The organism is Fodinibius roseus (genome assembly GCF_900129315.1).
Taxonomy (GTDB): Bacteria; Bacteroidota; Rhodothermia; order Balneolales; family Balneolaceae; genus Fodinibius; species Fodinibius roseus.
In genome coordinates, this window is the sequence record NZ_FQUS01000002.1 from 124,501 (window position 1) to 141,767 (window position 17,267).

Consider the following 17,267-nt stretch of genomic DNA (forward strand, 5'->3'; position numbering starts at 1 on the left):
CAGGTTAGAGATACAACATCGGCGCGCAAAATATTTGAAACTGACATTAAGGATGAAGTTTATCGCTTCCTGGCATCCAGGAACTCTTCGTTATATGAGGTCTTCTTTTTGGCTCCTATGACATTGGAGATCCGGCATGTATGCCCGGGACGGGTTTTCCTTGACGGTAATACCAAAACGGCGCGGCCGAGGTGTTGAGATGGGGAAACACAACAATTTTGCAGATCAATTAAGCCCGGACCAGGTCCATAAAATATTTAGTGAGCTGGGTATACGCTGGAGGGATAAACCCAAAAACGGCGACTGGGTGAATAATGTAGAAAATCCGAACATTGCCCGTTCGCTATCAGTGAATATTCGTACCGGCGGGTACGTTCCGCACTTTGATGTGGGATCGAATAAATACGATGAGGATATCGACTATAATCCCAAAGGCGATATTGTGAAACTCGTTCGTATTGCGAAAGGTTTTAAAAATAGGACGGAGGCTATTAAGTGGATCAACCAAATTATTGGCCATCCGGCGCGCTCGAGGATGCACTTCTTTTCTGTTGCCGATGCTGAATTATATGGCATCAAAGCAGCAGTAATTTTGCAGAATCTTAGAACGTACTTGGATCTTAATTTGGCGGCGGAAAGGAATATCAGAGACGGCCGGGTGTGGACCTACAATTCCCGGGAGGCCTTATCCCGTTACCATCCCTATTTGAGTACCCGACAGATCCGATATCGGCTTGAAAAACTTATTGAACAGGGTGTCTTAATCGCAAAGAAGTACTACAAAAAAGGACCCACTGACCATAGGTTGTGGTACAGCATAAATGAACCGCGATACCAGGTTAAAAATCCGATTCGCGCAAATGAGCAAATCGCCTGCTCAAATGGGCAAATCATGGATATGACAAAATGAGCGAATCTATATAATGAACATATAGAACACATATAGAACATTACATATATACAAACGAGTATTCGAGGCTTCCGGCCTCTCATACCCGCGCTTTCTTTTTAACTTCCAATTGATTGTAGACCAACAGTCCGGTACCAGCCAGCCCCGCAGGGAGTGAAGAGCAGCCGCCGGTCAAAATTTAATGATTAATTAATTTCAAAAGCTATGGCAGATATAAGTGAGTACCAGCAGTACATTGAGATGCTGGGAGACAAGATTCAGACCGAAGAAATAAAGATGTATCCGGAGCAAAAGAATGTAATTAAACTGTGGCAGCAGCGCACCGGACTATCATTTGAGGAGGCTGCGATGAACATACTGGATTATGGTATTGCTTCGATCGGTGATGCATTAACGGACCGCAGCACAAGAATGAATTAACATAAAGTGCCCTCATTTCCTTTAAAGGGGGGGGCAGTCGAGGTTTTGGGCTGATCCGTCTAAACCGTTCGCCTAATATATTTTTTTTCTCAGAAGCGATAACTCAAACCAAAAAGCACATTTTATGGCACGTAAGAACAAACCATTATCATTATACGATCCAGGCTCTGGCAAGGGCCCATCCGGGCCCAGTCCAAGTGATGTTAAGTGTCCGCACTGGTTGCCGGCACGTGCGCGGACGGCTTTTAAGCAGTTGCGTACTCTTTTCACTGATTTAGGCATACTTACTGAATCAGATAGACATGCTTTGATCCTTTTATGTGATGCCTGGGAGGAGTTTATGCAGGCCCGGCTAATTATAGAGCGTGAAGGCATGTTTTACGAAACTGAAACCAATCAGGGCAACACAATTAAGCGTCCCCACCCGGCCAACGCCCGCCGATCGGATGCCTGGAACCGCGTTCGTTCTATGCTTTCCGAGTTCGGAGCGACACCAGCAAGCCGATCAAAAATAGAAGCTAACAACCCCGAATCTATGGTTGACGAGGTTAAAACAAAGAGCTATGGGGACGGAAAAGCTAAAAACTGGTAACTATGAATAACGATTTAAGCGAAATAACACCGCCTAATGACTTGTCAAAAGATGGAATGCTGGCATGGTTTGATATTGTGAATACGCTTCTTGCAAAACAAAAGATTAAGGATAAGCCAATAGAAAAGATAAACCGACTGGCCCGGATCATGGCCGAAAAAAAGAAGTTGATTGAAGAACTGGAGCTAAAGCCGGAGGCCTCGGAGCTGACCGACGGGGAGGAACAAACAACTGATTACATATACCTGGCAGATCCAAGAGAATTTCACAAACGGTTTATTGAGTTGATACCAGAGTATGAAACTTATGATCAGGCATATCAGGCCGTTGAACTTGAATACCATAAAACTTTCAACAAAACAAAATACACTGGATACGATTCATTCCGGAATACTTGCAAAAATTTTGTTAATAATTAACAAATGGAACAATGTTCCAATGAAATTGGACTGGCATTTTAGTAACTATTGGCGAGATAAATTTTAAAGAAAAGAATTTACGACTTATGGACCGCGTAAGACAGCTAAAAGAACAAATCGGAACCGCCCGCAAAGAGATTCATAACTTGCGGACGGAAAAAAGGGACCTAACGCAAAGGGCTGATCAGATTGATGATGATTTACCCCAAAATGAATGGAACGAGAAGTTTAAAAACATCAAGGGTCAAATCAGCAAAATTGATGGAAAAATTGAAATGAAAAACAGCTTGATTGATGATGCCTTTGCAGAGCTGGAAACGCTTACCGATGATTTAAGTATTGCCTCAAACAATGATCTTTCAAAGTTTTTGCCAGGGGCTGCCACTGGCGGTGTCCAACCTGAAGGCGGCCGCGCTCTTGATGAAGAGGGTAAGATTCGACTTTATCACCCAGGGCAAAGCCTGAAAGCAGATCATCAACCTGATCGAGAGTATAGTGATGTAGATTTAGGCAGCTATCTGCGTGCCGTTGTGCAAGGTCCCCGCAATAATGCCGAGCGGCAAGTTATCCAAAATTCGGTAACATCGGATAACTACGAATTACCGGTTCATATCGCTGCGGAGCTCGTAGACCGATTGAGAGCAACGAATCCATTACTGAAAGAAAATGGAGCCGGAGCCCGAACGATCGAACTGGAAGGAGGGGAAACAAAATTCGTAAAAACATCTTCTGATCCGGACGCGGTGTGGCACTCTGAAATGGCCGAAGAAACGCCTACTGATCCCAGCTTTACCCCGGTAAGCATGGATCCGAAGACCATTTTGAGTATGACCGAGATTGGCCGGGAGACCTTACAGGATTCGCAGAATATTGAAGAGGCTCTGACCAACGCGTTTGTAGGATCACTCAATGAGGGAATTTTAAATGCCACATTCACCGGTGCGGGAACCGCTGATGAGCCTGAAGGCCTTTCCAGTGTTATTACCCAGACCGAAGAATACACCAACGGCGGGGATCCCGACTGGAGCAATTTCGTCAATGCGTCTAAAACGCTTTATGACAATAACGTTCCGGAAGATAACCGTAGCTTCATTCACGATCCCAACGTTTGGCAGTCCCTGGCATTGACTACGGATAACAACGGACGTTACCAGGATGCCCCGAGCTTTATTCGAGATATTCCTAATTATGTAACTTCTGGCCTTGCGGATGGTACCGCTTACGCTGGCGACTTTTCAAATGTGGTTTATGGTTTCCGTCTTCAAATCACAATAGAACAATTCAGAGGCGGCGCATCTGCTAAAAAATATGGATCTCTTTGGGTTGCAGCGGCTCGACTTGATATAGCGACCTTCCGGCCGGCGGCCCTTGTACGGATCGAAGAGGCATCAGCCTAATATAACATTTCTGAGGCCAGGGGCCTTGCCCTCTTCATTGAGGGTTTGGCCCCAAATTTTGGGATAACCATTTTAAGGCATGAAACAGATACCAAGGTTAAAATTAAGTATCAACCGCAACCGAAAAGGGAACGCTGTTATTGATATTGATGGCGAAATTGGCGGGGCCAAATACGACGGAGAAGAATACAGCTTTAACACCACTCCGGCCGTAAAAAAGAAGCTGCGGGAGATATCAGATGTTGATGCTGGAAAAATCATTGTCAATATCAACAGCCCCGGCGGTTTTGTGAATGACGGATTAGCAATTCACGATGCCTTAGCGCAACATCCCGCCCGGATCGTTACCAAAGTGTATGGGATGACGGCATCCGCTGCAACTATTATAGCACAAGCCGGAGATGAGCGGGAAATGAGCCGTAACGCCCTTTATTTGATCCACCGCGCCTGGGGTATGGCTTTAGGCAATCAGAACGATATGCGGGACATGATTGAGACGCTGGATAAGATTGATAACCGTATTGCTGGTATTTACGCCCGGCGCGCCGGCAGAGAATCGGATTACTTTCTGGATTTGATGAATGAAAACGACGGCGGCGGCCGGTTCCTGGATAGCATCGAGGCCAAGGAGTTCGGACTTATTGATAGCGAGTTTGAACCGATGAAAGCAGCAGCAAGTATAAACAGCAATATATTAAATGCAATGGGTATAACCCTTCCGGAGGATAGCTCTTTAAATGTTACTCCGGTAACTGAAGATCAAAAGCGTGCCCGAGCGATTAGAAAAATGAAACTTTAAGAGGTTTACCTCGTGGCGCGCCGGTTGTTTTAACAGGTTTCTACCGGCGCGCTTTGTTCCCGGACTGGTGGCTGGTTTTTATTGTATTTTTCCCAGGCGCATAACAGTCCGGGTATTCTCTCAGCCAATAAGCAAGGCCGACAGGTCTTGCCTACTACAAGTGAGGCATCCCTGTGGCCGGGGATGCCTTTTTTAAAATAAGGTGAATGGTTTGGTATTGCCGGCCAAAAGATCGCCGCTCACAATCGAAATATGAAAGCCGTTTTTAGGCAGTAAACGTATATTTTTAGCTATGAGACAAAAACAGCAATTTGGAGCCTGGGAAGTAGAAGAAATCATTAAACAGGATCGTGTTTTTGTAGTATCCCATCCAGACTATGAGGGAGAATATGTTCTAAAAAAAGCACCTGATAGAGGCCATATCAGATTGGTGAGTAAACACGAAGACCCTGAAATAAGATCCATAAGGTTAATGCGAAAAGAGATAAGAGCATTGCGGCGGGTTACGGATCATCCGAACATAATTAATATGATTGATTATAATTTGGAGGCTGAATACCCATGGCATGTAACCGAAAGGATAAAGCCTGGGATATTTAATAATCATATTTTCCGCGACTGGCCATTGGAGCGGTTAGAACCTGACTATATCGATTCTAAAATAAATGATCTTATTAAAGCATGTGGGTATCTGCACAGCAAGGGAATATTGTTGAATGCAGATATTGAAATATATCTGGATGAGGACGATAATTTTGTGATTGGTGATTTTGAGTTTTGCAAAATTTGGGATAACCATCACCTGGATACGTCCAAAGACATGCTAATTATGGTTCACCAGTTGATGACATTTAAAGGGTTTATCGAAGCTGCCCGAATACAAAAACGGAAGGAGTTAGGCCGCCAAAGGGAAGTTGAAGAAGCTCACAGGCAAGCCCAGCCCAGCGCACCCCGCCGGCTGGTAAAAGAGTAGACGTTCGCACAGTAAATAAAAGAGAGAGTGGATTAATTTTTTAAGGGAGCGTGGTATTTACAAGCTCCCCGTAGGTAAATATTGTTTGTACTTATCTTTGTACCATAATATATAAAAGGATGGGCGCCAACTACTTAAAGGTTCAAAAGTACCCAAGAGAGGACTCGAACCTCCACGGCCATAAGGCCACATGCTCCTGAAGCATGCGCGTCTACCAATTCCGCCACTTGGGCATGAAATGTAACACAGCCCTTTTTTGAGGAATTGAAATATAGGGAGCTTTGGGGAGAAAATTCAACTTAATTTCTGAAATTATTCCGGGTGCTGTATTACTTCTCTGGTTCCCGGGCATATTATTTTCTCTGTTTTTCGCTTTCCCGCCGGCCGTGGAAGTGGGACAGACCCTGGGAATTCAGGGCGGATAAAAATCAAGAGGAACAATCGGTCATTTAAGAGTCCTTTGGACAAATATAATTTTTTTGCTTCTTTTCGTTTGAGTGACGTATATTAAAGTAAATGTAATACGTCTTGTTATGAAAAGTAAATTAACGCTCCGGTTAGATGATTCGCTGATTAAGCGAGCCAAAAGACATGCAAAACGAAAAGGTACGTCGGTGTCCCAGATGGTGGCTGATTATTTTGCTCTTATTGAAACAGAAGAGCCCTCTTCTGCTATTCAAGAACTGCCTCCTGTCACTGCTTCCCTGGCCGGTATTTTAAAGAACAAAAATATTGGAGAAGAAGACTATAAAAAACATTTGGAAGATAAATTTCTAACATGAAGGTGCTTTGCGATACGAACGTGTTATTAGATCTGTTTTTGGAAAGGGAGCCTTTTTTTGAGAACTCATCACAGGTTGTTGGGTTGGCCGAACAGGGCAAAATAGATGGATGGATTTGCGGCACAACGGTGACGACCATTTTTTATTTGCTGGAAAAAGCACTGTCGCGCACGGAGGCAGAAAAAAACGTCGGGAAATTACTCAAAATTTACCATGTTGCTAATGTAAATCGGGTGATATTGGAAGGCGCATTGACAAATGGTTTCAGAGATTATGAAGATGGTGTGCTCTATCAGTCGGCCATCCATGCTAATTTAGAAGCTATTATTACCAGAAATCAAAAAGATTTTACTAAAAGCACGCTCCCGGTTTATAGTCCTTCTGAATTCTTACATGCGACCGATGTTTTGTAATAATCCCTTATCCTCCTTTAAACGTACGATCTTGAAGAAGGAGAATATAAGTTGTCAAATAGTATGGTGAAGGAAACATCGTCTTGGCTTAGAACACGGCTGGGTTTTGCCGCCGGAATAGTGATTTTCGTTGTGCTGCTTTACCTGCCGGTCCCGGAGGGACTCTCCCGGGAGGGATGGCGTACCGCAGCGGTTGCCTCCTTAATGGCGGTTTGGTGGATTACCGAAGCGCTGCCTATTGCCGTTACCGCACTTTTGCCTGTGGTGTTGCTGCCCCTGCTGAATATCGTGTCTATCAGCGATGCGACGACTCCCTATGCGAATCCCCTGATATTTCTTTTTATGGGAGGGTTCATTATTGCGGTGGCGATGCAGCGGTGGGACCTGCACCGGAGAATCGCTCTTAATATCGTCAGCTATGTGGGCGTCAAGCCCTCCTCCATTGTTATGGGTTTTATTCTGGCTTCCGCCTTTTTAAGCATGTGGGTCAGCAATACGGCTACCGCCCTGATGATGCTGCCCATCGCGCTCTCCATCTTACAGCTTGTCGAGGATCGACGCGAGGAGATGGCGGGGGAGGAGGGGAAGCTGAATTTTGAAATCGTACTGCTGCTGAGCATTGCTTACGCCTGCAATATCGGGGGGATGGGGACCATTATAGGGACGCCGCCCAACGCCCTGCTGGCGGGTTTTATGAGCGAAAACTACGGCGTTGAGATCGGTTTCGCCCAGTGGATGATGCTGGGCGTGCCGCTTATGCTGGTATCGCTGCCCCTTCTTTATCTGCTGCTGACCAAGGTGATATACCCGATTAATCTCCGGGAGCTGCCGGGAGGTAAAAAGCTTATTCAAAACCAGCTGACCGGACTGGGCAGGATAAGCAGCGCCGAGAAAAAGGTGGCCCTGGTCTTCTTCATCACCGCACTGATGTGGATTATTCGCCCGCTGCTGACCGGCATTCTGCCGGGATTGTCGGATGCGGGCATTGCGATCGGGGCGGCGGTCTCGCTGTTTATTATCCCGGTGGATCTCAAAAACAGGCAGTTCCTTCTGTCCTGGTCCGACGCCGAAGAGCTCCCGTGGGGCGTGCTGATTCTGTTCGGAGGGGGACTGAGCCTGGCTTCGGCCATCAGTGACACCGGCCTGGCCGAATGGATCGGTCAGGGCGTTGGGGTGTTGGGCGGCTGGCCTATTGTCTTGCTCATAGGCGCGGTTATTACGCTGATTATCTTCCTAACCGAAATGACCAGCAATACCGCTACGACCGCTGCTTTTCTGCCTATCCTGGCCTCCGTGGCTGTCGGACTGGGGGAAAATCCCCTGCTTTTGGCGGTCCCTGCCGCCCTGGGGGCCAGCTGCGCCTTCATGCTGCCGGTGGCTACGCCCCCGAACGCTATTGTCTATGGCAGTGGCAAAATTACGATACCGGAGATGTCCAATGCCGGGCTCTGGCTGAACCTGATATTTATCGTGCTGTTGACGGCCGGCGCTTTCACCCTGATCAATCTGGTTTTTGGAGTTGAACCGGGCGTTCTTCCCCCGTGGGCTTCACAGGCGCTCCTGCTTAGCCAGCTATGAGCCCCAAAGCCTTTTAACCGGCTTGTCGGCTCTGGTTAAAAATACGCCGCATCATCTCTTTGTAGTCCTCCGACAACTCGACCTCCCGGCGCGCCATCATGAGCTCCATGGTGTCGAGCGCCTTGTCAATTTTGTAGGGCTGGATGACATTGGACCCGACCCAGCTGAACGAGTGAATATATTTGGGCGGAAAATCACGGGAGAGAATATTACAGCAGACGCCGGTCACGGTACCGGAATTAATGACCGCATTAATGGCCGTTTTGGAGTGATCGCCCATGATAATACCCACAAACTGCAGCCCGGTGTCCTGTTCCTCTCCATTCTCCCAGTGGTGGACCCGCACATTGCTGTAGTTGGTCTTTAAATTGGAGACGGTGGTTCCCGCCCCGAAATTGCACCACTGTCCCACTACAGAATGACCGATATAGCCGTGATGGGCTTTATTGGAGTAGGAGTGGAAAATCGTGCTATCGACTTCCCCGCCCACCTTGCAGACCGGTCCGACGGTCGTGTCTCCATACATTTTGGCCCCGGCCTTGACGGTGGCCCCCTCGCATACGGCAATGGGTCCGCGAAGAAGGGCCCCGGCCATAAGAGTGGCCTCTTTCCCGATGTAGATGGGGCCTTCCCGGGCGTCGAGTACGCACCCGGCTTCGATGGTGGCTCCCTTTTCTATGGTGATATGCTCTCTGCGCTCAAACGTGACCCGCTCTGAAATGCTCGCGGCGCCGGCATTTCCGGAACGTACGAACTGGAAATCGCGTATAATCTCCCGGCCGTTAAGCCGGATGAAATCCCACAAAAAGCGGAGACAGGGGAAGGGTTGCGACTCTACGACCAGCAGGTTGTTGAAAGCGGGACTCCCGTTGTCGATCCAGTTTTGGGAGGTTTGAGCGTCCACCCGCGCAGCTATAACGGTGGAGTTAACCCGGAGGCAGGTGCCCCTGTTCAGTGCTTGGACTTCCCGGACGAGGTCCTCGGAGGGGAGGTATCGGGCATTAATCCAGAGACAATCCTCTTCCCCGGCCAGGTTGCCGGACCCGAAAACCCCCCGGAGGTCGGGACGGACAATCCGGGCAAAGGAGTCCGCCTGCAGCGAATGCAGCCATTTTTGCCTGATCGTAAAAATACCGATGCGCAGGTCATCTATCGGACGGCTGAGCGTGAGAGGATGAAAGTCCGTAAGTTTTTCATCCTCATAAAAACATAAATTCATTTGTGGTCCCCCTTAGAAAATTTTTATTCTATTATTTTAAAATCCCTGTTAGAATGATAAATTGAGATCTCATTTAGCTGAGACAGAGAGATAGTATAATAAATAATCATCACGAATTTTAGATCGTTTTTATGTGTGGAATAGTAGGATATATAGGGAATAGACAAGCCAGCGACATCATTGTAAAGGGACTTGAACGGCTGGAATACCGCGGCTACGATTCGGCCGGTATTGCTTTGATGAATGGTCAGCTGGATATCAAGAAGGGAAAAGGCAAAGTCGAGACACTTAAAAATAAACTGGAGGCTGATCCGTCGGAAGGGGATACCGGGATCGGGCATACGCGATGGGCCACCCACGGGGCGCCCAACGACATTAATTCGCACCCGCATGTAAGCCAGTCCGGAAATATCGCCCTCGTCCACAACGGCATTATTGAAAACTATAATTCTCTTAAGAAGGAGCTTAAAAACAAGGGCCGGACGTTCCATACGGATACGGATACCGAAGTTATTGCCCAGCTGATAGAAGAGGTCTATGAAGATGGCGAGGGTGTCAGCTTCGAGAAGGCGGTCCGCCTGGCCCTGAAGCAGGTGGTCGGTACCTACGGACTGGCGATCCTTCATATTGATGAGCCCGACCGTATTATTGTGGCCCGCAAGGGATCTCCGCTGCTGCTGGGCATTGGCGACGGGGAGATGTTTATCGCATCGGACGCCTCCCCGATCGTGGGGCACACGAACAAGGTCGTCTACCTGGACGACGGGGAGATGGCGATCGTCACCAAGGAGGGGTATGAAGTCAAAACAATCGAAGATGTGCCGCTTACGAAGAAAGTACATGAGCTGGCGCTGAGCCTGGATGAAATAGAGAAGGGGGGCTACCCGCACTTTATGCTGAAAGAGATTTTCGAGCAGCCGAGGGCCCTGGCCGACTGCCTGCGGGGACGCCTGAACGTGGAGAACAGTTCGGTACAGCTCGGGGGACTCACGGATATTATGGATCGGCTGGAGGGGGCTGAACGGCTGATCATAGCGGCCTGCGGCACCAGCTGGCACTCGGGATTGGTGGGAGAATATCTCTTTGAGCACCTGGCCAAACTCCCGGTAGAGGTGGAATACGCCTCTGAATTTCGCTACCGCGAGCCGCTTATCTCCGAGGACGACGTGATGCTTGTTATCTCGCAAAGCGGCGAAACCGCTGATACGCTGGCCGCGCTCCGTACGGCCAGAGAGCGCGGGGCCCTTGCCCTGGGGATCTGCAATGTCGTCGGTTCAACCATCGCCCGGGATACCGACGCCGGCGTGTACACGCATGCGGGACCGGAAATCGGGGTGGCGTCTACCAAGGCGTTTACCACCCAGGTGGCGGTTCTGACAATGATGGCTATTTTGCTGGGACAAAAGAGAAATACGATTGACAGTGCGTATGCTGCGCGGCTGATCCGGGAGCTCAACGGCATACCGGAAAAGATTGAGAAGATACTCGACCACAGCGAGTCGGTAAAAAATATGGCGGAGCTGTTTACCTATGCTCCCAACTTCCTGTACCTGGGGCGGACCTACAACTTTCCGGTGGCCCTGGAGGGGGCCCTGAAGCTCAAGGAAATTTCCTATATCCATGCCGAAGGATACCCGGCGGCGGAGATGAAACACGGTCCCATCGCACTGATCGATAAAATGATGCCGGTGGTTGTCATTGCCGCGACAGACCATACGAACGACAAGATGATCAGCAACATTGAGGAAGTGAAGGCCCGCGGGGGACGCATTATCGCGATTACCGGCGAAGAAAACAGCGAGGTGATCGACCTGGCGGAATTCAATTGTCCCATTCCGGAAACCGAAGACTGCCTTTCGCCCCTGCTGACCGCGATCCCGCTGCAGTTGCTGTCGTATTATATTGCGGTCAATCGCGGCTGTGACGTCGACCAGCCGCGGAATCTGGCTAAAAGCGTGACGGTCGAATAGTCCTCCTGGCAGGGAAAAGTTTCTCATGCAGTTTATCCACATCTGTCCACAGGATGAACGTGAATTGTGGAAAACTATGTGGATAACGGGAGAGGCATTTTTAAGCCGGGAATGAGTTTGTCAAAACATATTGGCGGAATGTCCGTATACTTTTTAAACCTGGATTATTCATGAATAATATGGAAGTATTAGTTATCCTATTATTTGTTAAAGCCTTAGAATTTAATAAGGTCTTTTTTTTTGAACTATTAAAATGGTGACTGCGAAATTTGCTCCTGTGCTGCGTTGGAATGCAAATGGATGCTCAAGGTACAAAGGTACCTCTCCGCCTCCATTTATATTCCGCCTTGCCCAAAACCAAATTTCATTGTGAATAATCCACATTAAACAGGAATAAATCAGATACCTATGATTACGAAAATACTTGTCAACAGTCTTGGCGTCCTGGCGATTGGCTATCTTTTAAGGGGGATTCACGTCAAAAACTACTGGACAGCGCTCTGGTCGGCCATTCTGCTTGCGCTGGTGAATGCCTTTGTAAAACCGGTGGTTATTTTTCTGACGCTGCCCATTACCATTCTTACCCTCGGATTGTTTTTGTTGGTTATCAACGCTCTTATGGTCCTGTTGATAGCGGCGGTGGTGGATGGACTGGAAATCGAAAACTTCTGGTGGGCGCTGGTCTTCAGTATCCTGCTCTCTCTGCTGAACGTAATTTTCTTTTAGCTGACATTTGCAAATTCAATGGATTTGATCACTATCAAATAAAAGCCCGAGCACATTCGAAAGCGCTGCACATACAGAAGGATATGTGAGAGCGCGCTTTGAAAACCGGGGCTGTTTGATCATTATTAAAGCTCGAGCGCCTTCAAAGCCGCAGTGCATAGACTATACATTATACATAAGGTTGAAACTGTGAAAATGTAGCGATCGGGCGAAAAAACAGTTTTGCAAAGCCCTCTTGTGAGAATGCTGGATGCCCAAAACGGCTGATATGGACAATAAAGCGGCCATTGCAAAGTACGCTTTACTCTCACTTAGGCCACGTTTGTATTCTCTGTCAGGGGAACTCTTTCGCCGTTATCATTGATTTCGAGGGTATAGACTTTGGCCGGCGGGAGGTTGCGGAGTACAATCTTTTTATTCTGGCCGTATTTGTTGACGATCTCTTCCTCGAAATCATTTTTAAAGTTTCGAAATTTCACATATTTAAAGTAGCTGATACAGGCGTCCGAGGAGCAGAGCTTCAGCTTTTTTTTCCAGATCTCCTGGCTGATTTCTTCCGGCATATTTTCGTACGGGAGACTGGAAAAGATGAAATCATATGTATAGTCGGGCTGAAACTGTAAAATGTCGGCATGATGAACCTGAAGGTTGGGCTGCCGGTACCGGCTTTTAACGATCTGATAAAACTTTTTGTGGATCTCCACGATATCGAGCATATCCTGGGGACGCAAATATTTCACTATTTCCTTGGTCAGCGGACCGGTACCCGGACCTAATTCCAGGATTTTGAGAGGACGGCACGTATCGCAAACCACTTCTTTTTTGAGCTTGGTGACCAGATCCTTGGCCAGGAATTTGGAACTGGGAGCTATAGCCCCGGTTTGCTTTAAATCCTTAAAAAAGTAGAGTAGATGTTTCAATGGTTTAGCAGTGGATTTCGCCATAAGAAATTAAAGGTAATAAAGCTGACGCAAATTGGCTAATTCTTACTTTTTAGATGATTCCTGAATATAATGTTACGCTGGTTACCGTCAAAGCAGGCCTGTTTATTTTAAATAACGGCGTAATAAACTCCAAATTATATTTTTTTACATCTGTATCAAAGCCTGCTCTTGAATCATTCCGTTACAACCTTAACCTTTCAACAGCTAAAAATAACCCAAAGATATATGATCGTTTGATATGAAATGTCCCGTTTGGAAACGTCTGAAAGGAGGAACCGTTTTAACTGCAATGCTCCTTTTCGCCGGTTGTGCGTCCCTTCAGCCATCAGCAGAAGAGCCCGGTACTGCGGCTAAAGCCGACGAAAGCAAGTATAAGCCGTATGATAACGTCATTACCGCCGGGGCCGAAAGCGACGAAGGCCTCTTCACCGTTCATAAAGTTGAGGATAAATACTATTACGAAATCCCCGATTCGCTGCTGAATCAGGAGATTTTGCTGGTCAGCCGAATAGCCGGGACGCAAAATGACTTGAGCTTCGGCGGGGCCGGCATGAAGGCGCGATCCCAGCAGGTCGTGCGCTGGCAAAAAAAGAACAGCAAAATTTTATTGCGGCACGTCTCGTATGAAAATATTGCGGATGAGAATAATCCAATCTACAAATCGGTTCGAAATAATAATTACGAGCCGGTTGTTCACAGTTTTGACATTGAAGCCCTCGGGGAGGACTCCACATCCGGAACCGGAACCAAGGTCATCGACGTTACGGACTTTTACACATCGGATATCCCCCTGATCAGTGGATTAAGCAAAGCCCAGCGCAAAGAGTTTCAGGTTCGCCGGCTGGATCAGAGCCGGAGCTTCATCGACAGCATTCGAGCCTACCCAAGGAATGTGGAGACCCGTCATATCCTTACCTACGACTCCAATAATCCGCCGGATGATCCCTCTACAAGCACGATCTCCCTGGAAATGAATCAATCGATGATCCTTTTGCCCGAAACCCCAATGAAGAAACGGTCTCTGGACAAGCGAGTGGGATATTTTTCGATTGACCAGACGCAATATGGCGGAGAGCGCCACAAAGCGGATAAAAAACAATTTATTACGCGCTATGAGCTGGTGCCCGAAGACAAGGAAGCCTACCTGGATGGCGAGCTGGTTGAGCCGGTCGAACCCATTGTCTATTATATCGATCCGGCGACCCCCCAGAGATGGCGATCCTATATCAAGCAGGGCGTGGAAGACTGGCAGGAAGCGTTTGAAGCGGCGGGCTTTAAGAATGCCATTATCGCCAAAGACCCGCCTGACGAAGAGGAAGATCCGGATTTTTCCCCTGAAGATGTCCGTTATTCGGTCATTCGATACATCGCCAACGATATTCCCAATGCCATGGGCCCCCATGTGCACGATCCGAGGACAGGCCAGATTCTGGAGAGCGATATCCTGTGGTATCATAATGTGATGAACCTGCTGCGTAACTGGTATTTCGTGCAGACGGCCGCCGCCAATCCCGAAGCGCGCTCCATACAGTTTGAGGATGAGGTAATGGGCGAGCTCATCCGATTTGTTTCCTCGCATGAAGTGGGGCATACCCTGGGGCTGCCTCATAACTGGGGAGCGAGTCATGCCTTCCCGGTCGATTCGCTGCGTTCGCCCTCCTTTACGGCCACGCACGGGACAGCCCCCTCGATCATGGATTATGCACGATTTAACTATATCGCACAGCCCGGGGACGGCGTTGACAATTTTCACCCCGCCATCGGCGAATACGATAAGTGGTCGATCAAGTGGGGCTACAGCTGGTTCCCGGATTCAATGAGTGACCGGGAGCGGGAGGCGCAGCTTAACGGGTGGACACGTGAGCGGGCAGGTGATCCGCTTTATTTTTACGGCCGTCAGACAGCCGGTAAAATTGATCCCCGGTCCCAGAATGAAGATCTCGGCCATGATGCGATGAAAGCGAGCCGCTTGGGTCTGGCCAACCTGGAGCGAGTTACTGATAATTTGCTGGAATGGACGCAGCGCGAGGGGGCAAACTTTGAAGAGCTGGAGGAGCTCTATGACAATGTGTTAACCCAGTGGAGCCGCTATATGGGACACGTAACCAAAAATGTGGGGGGTGTTTATGAAAATTTTAAAACCTATAACCAGGAGGGAGCGGTGTATGAGTTCGTATCGCGGGACACCCAGAAGCGGGCCGTTGACTTCCTGGAAGAGCACGCTTTCGTTACCCCCGAATGGATGCTCAATGAAGAAATACTGGGCCGGATCAATCAATCTACGGTGGTAGAGAACGTGCGCAGCGCGCAGGCGGGGGTACTGAACGATCTTACCAACCCGCAGCGCCTTGCCCGGTTAATCGAGATGGAAGTCCGAAGCGCCGGCGAACCCTACGACGCCTTTGAAATGATGGACGACCTGCGCGAAAGTATTTGGAGCGAGCTTAATCGCAGTACAGCCATTGATATCCCCCGGCGCAATTTACAGCGTGCCTATATCGAACGTATGGAATACCTGATGACCGAAGAGCTTTCAGACATATCGGGGGAAATGAAAGAATACTACGGGTGGACCGACGTCGATGTCAGCCAGTCGGATATTCGTCCCCTCGTCCGCAACCAGCTTGAACTGCTGCTGGCTGAGGTCCGCCAGTCCCGGAACCAGGTAAACGATCGTGCCACACGGGCGCACCTGTCGGATGTCCAAAGTCGCATTGAACATATCCTGGATCCGAATGAGTAGAGCTAAGCCGGATTTTGCTGTGTGTTAGACGCTGTCATAATTTTTTCTCAAAAATCGATGTAAGTTTATCGGTATCATAAGATTACGACAGTACACCATAAATATTTGTGAAACATACGGGCTGGTTACAGATGTGATGACAGCTGCGAAGATTGCCTTAACACCCATTATTGCTGCGACAGAACATCGAGCAAAGCGTCCGTATCCTGTTGGCTGTTATAGACATTCGGTGAGATACGAAGGGCGGAACCGCGAAGCGAAACGTGGATGTTTCTCCGGCTGAGCTCCTGTTCCAGTTCGGCGGGGTCCAGATGTTCGGGCAGCCGGATGCCGAATAGATGATCTGCCCGCCATGCCGGCTGTTCGATTCGGTACCCCAGGTGAGGCAGTTCCTGCACGATGTCGGCCGTTAATTCCCTGCAATAGTCCCCTATGTGTTGGGGTCCCCACCGGATCAGCTGCTGCAGCGCTTCGATCATCATGGGCACCAAGACAAAGTTGCTTCGTTCACCGACATCGAATCGCACGGCGCCTGACTGATACTTGTCGGTGTATTGCACCAGGCCTGAAAAGTTCTCACTGTCCTTTCGCGTGATCCATCCCTCCTCCAGGGGCAGGCCACCTTTAAAGCGCTTGCCGAAATAGCCGAGGGCGATGGAGTAGGGACCCATCAACCATTTATAGCCCGAGCAGATCAGGGCATCCGGCTGAATATCCTGCACATCAAAAGGCAGGGCCCCGACCGATTGCGTGCCATCGACAACGAAGTATGCTCCGGCCATACGCGCTTGCTCGCCTATCTCCTGCAGCTTAAAAAGGGTGCCGTCGGTCCAGTGCACATGCCCCAGGGTCACCAGCAGGGTGTCGGAATCGATGGCCTCTAAGATCCGCTCATTCCACCTTTCGCCCCTGTCTTTGAACCCGGTCGGCGCTTTGATTGCTTTAATCCGGCAGTTGTGCGTCCTGCAAAATCGTTTCCAGGCATAGACGTTGCTGGGAAACTGTTGTCCGGCCGTGATGATGGTCTTGCCTCTTGAAGGGTCCATGTTTTTGGCGACCGTGGACAGACCGTAGGAGGTTGCCGGCAGTATGGCGATGTCCCGGGCGCTGCCGGCGTTGATCAGCCGGCTAAAAAGGTTACGGAGCCGGCTGCTGTCCTCAAAAAAATGTTCCGGGGTGATGTTCCAGGGCCTGCGTTTGATTTGGATGCCTTGTATACCGGCCTCCTCCACGGATTTCAACAGGGGAGACATGTAGGCGCAATTGAGGTAATGATGATTATCGGGGAGCGAAAAGAGTTTTTTCTGACAGTCCATTTTTTCCTGTTGAACGGATTCACGTTTAGAGGTTCAGCTTTGTTAAGGTTAAACCTTATGTGTTAA

At 48.8% G+C, this 17,267-nt stretch carries 16 protein-coding genes and 1 tRNA gene; 13 read left to right on the top strand and 4 right to left on the bottom strand.

From position 1 onward, the window contains the following. Window positions 1–199 precede the first annotated feature (199 nt). The 7 genes from BUB16_RS02440 (at window position 200) to BUB16_RS02470 (ending at window position 5,510) form a co-directional block, all read left to right on the top strand. Window positions 200–910 carry a hypothetical protein gene (locus BUB16_RS02440; RefSeq protein WP_139240164.1) on the top strand — a complete coding sequence of 237 codons (711 nt, stop codon included), beginning with the start codon at window positions 200–202 and terminating at the stop codon, window positions 908–910. A 204-nt stretch (window positions 911–1,114) separates the two neighbouring features. Further along, window positions 1,115–1,330 carry a hypothetical protein gene (locus BUB16_RS02445; protein WP_073059239.1) on the top strand — a complete coding sequence of 72 codons (216 nt, stop codon included), beginning with the start codon at window positions 1,115–1,117 and terminating at the stop codon, window positions 1,328–1,330. 124 nt (window positions 1,331–1,454) lie between these two features. Continuing rightward, window positions 1,455–1,922, top strand: a complete 468-nt coding sequence (locus BUB16_RS02450; RefSeq protein WP_084087977.1) for a phage terminase small subunit P27 family — start codon at window positions 1,455–1,457, stop codon at window positions 1,920–1,922. Window positions 1,923–1,924: 2 nt separating this feature from the next. Next, entirely contained in the window at window positions 1,925–2,341 is a 417-nt protein-coding gene (locus BUB16_RS02455) for a hypothetical protein (RefSeq protein ID WP_073059240.1), read from the top strand. A gap of 86 nt (window positions 2,342–2,427) precedes the next feature. After that, the gene (locus BUB16_RS02460) at window positions 2,428–3,738 is read left to right on the top strand and encodes a phage major capsid protein (protein WP_073059241.1); all 1,311 of its coding nucleotides are present in this window, start codon (window positions 2,428–2,430) and stop codon (window positions 3,736–3,738) included. A gap of 79 nt (window positions 3,739–3,817) precedes the next feature. Next, window positions 3,818–4,537: a head maturation protease, ClpP-related gene (locus BUB16_RS02465; protein ID WP_073059242.1), complete on the top strand. Its 720-nt coding sequence runs from the start codon at window positions 3,818–3,820 to the stop codon at window positions 4,535–4,537. Between the two features lie 292 nt (window positions 4,538–4,829). Further along, window positions 4,830–5,510, top strand: coding sequence for a protein kinase domain-containing protein (locus BUB16_RS02470; protein ID WP_073059243.1), 681 nt, complete (start codon window positions 4,830–4,832; stop codon window positions 5,508–5,510). Between the two features lie 149 nt (window positions 5,511–5,659). Here BUB16_RS02470 and BUB16_RS02475 read toward each other — a convergent pair. Then, window positions 5,660–5,743 (bottom strand) — tRNA-Leu (locus BUB16_RS02475). A gap of 300 nt (window positions 5,744–6,043) precedes the next feature. Here BUB16_RS02475 and BUB16_RS02480 point away from each other — a divergent pair. The 3 genes from BUB16_RS02480 (at window position 6,044) to BUB16_RS02490 (ending at window position 8,283) form a co-directional block, all read left to right on the top strand. Then, complete coding sequence (locus BUB16_RS02480) at window positions 6,044–6,292, top strand: DUF6364 family protein (protein ID WP_073059244.1); 249 nt, start codon at window positions 6,044–6,046, stop codon at window positions 6,290–6,292. Then, complete coding sequence (locus BUB16_RS02485) at window positions 6,289–6,705, top strand: PIN domain-containing protein (RefSeq protein WP_073059245.1); 417 nt, start codon at window positions 6,289–6,291, stop codon at window positions 6,703–6,705. The genes BUB16_RS02480 and BUB16_RS02485 overlap by 4 nt, the downstream gene beginning before the upstream one ends. 63 nt (window positions 6,706–6,768) lie before the next feature. Further along, the gene (locus tag BUB16_RS02490) at window positions 6,769–8,283 is read left to right on the top strand and encodes an SLC13 family permease (protein WP_073059246.1); all 1,515 of its coding nucleotides are present in this window, start codon (window positions 6,769–6,771) and stop codon (window positions 8,281–8,283) included. A 13-nt stretch (window positions 8,284–8,296) separates the two neighbouring features. Here BUB16_RS02490 and BUB16_RS02495 read toward each other — a convergent pair whose 3' ends face one another. Further along, the gene (locus BUB16_RS02495; protein ID WP_073059247.1) at window positions 8,297–9,502 is read right to left on the bottom strand and encodes a putative sugar nucleotidyl transferase; all 1,206 of its coding nucleotides are present in this window, start codon (window positions 9,500–9,502) and stop codon (window positions 8,297–8,299) included. Window positions 9,503–9,633: 131 nt separating this feature from the next. Here BUB16_RS02495 and glmS point away from each other — a divergent pair, with 131 nt between their 5' ends. Continuing rightward, a complete protein-coding gene (gene glmS, locus BUB16_RS02500; protein ID WP_073059248.1) occupies window positions 9,634–11,472 on the top strand; it encodes a glutamine--fructose-6-phosphate transaminase (isomerizing) in 1,839 nt (612 codons plus the stop codon). Between the two features lie 408 nt (window positions 11,473–11,880). Continuing rightward, a complete protein-coding gene (locus BUB16_RS02505; protein WP_073059249.1) occupies window positions 11,881–12,198 on the top strand; it encodes a phage holin family protein in 318 nt (105 codons plus the stop codon). A gap of 311 nt (window positions 12,199–12,509) precedes the next feature. On the opposite strand, the gene BUB16_RS02510 is transcribed toward BUB16_RS02505, so the two are convergent. After that, on the bottom strand, window positions 12,510–13,118 hold the full coding sequence (locus tag BUB16_RS02510; RefSeq protein ID WP_170864254.1) for a class I SAM-dependent methyltransferase: 609 nt from the start codon (window positions 13,116–13,118) through the stop codon (window positions 12,510–12,512). Between the two features lie 262 nt (window positions 13,119–13,380). On the opposite strand from BUB16_RS02510, the gene BUB16_RS02520 reads away from it, so the two are divergent. Continuing rightward, window positions 13,381–15,885 (top strand): zinc-dependent metalloprotease, encoded by a 2,505-nt coding sequence (locus BUB16_RS02520; RefSeq protein WP_073059252.1) that lies wholly within the window; start codon window positions 13,381–13,383, stop codon window positions 15,883–15,885. Window positions 15,886–16,052: 167 nt separating this feature from the next. Here the strand turns inward: BUB16_RS02520 and BUB16_RS02525 are convergent, their stop codons facing one another. Next, the gene (locus BUB16_RS02525; protein ID WP_073059253.1) at window positions 16,053–17,201 is read right to left on the bottom strand and encodes an aminotransferase class V-fold PLP-dependent enzyme; all 1,149 of its coding nucleotides are present in this window, start codon (window positions 17,199–17,201) and stop codon (window positions 16,053–16,055) included. Window positions 17,202–17,267: the final 66 nt, after the last annotated feature.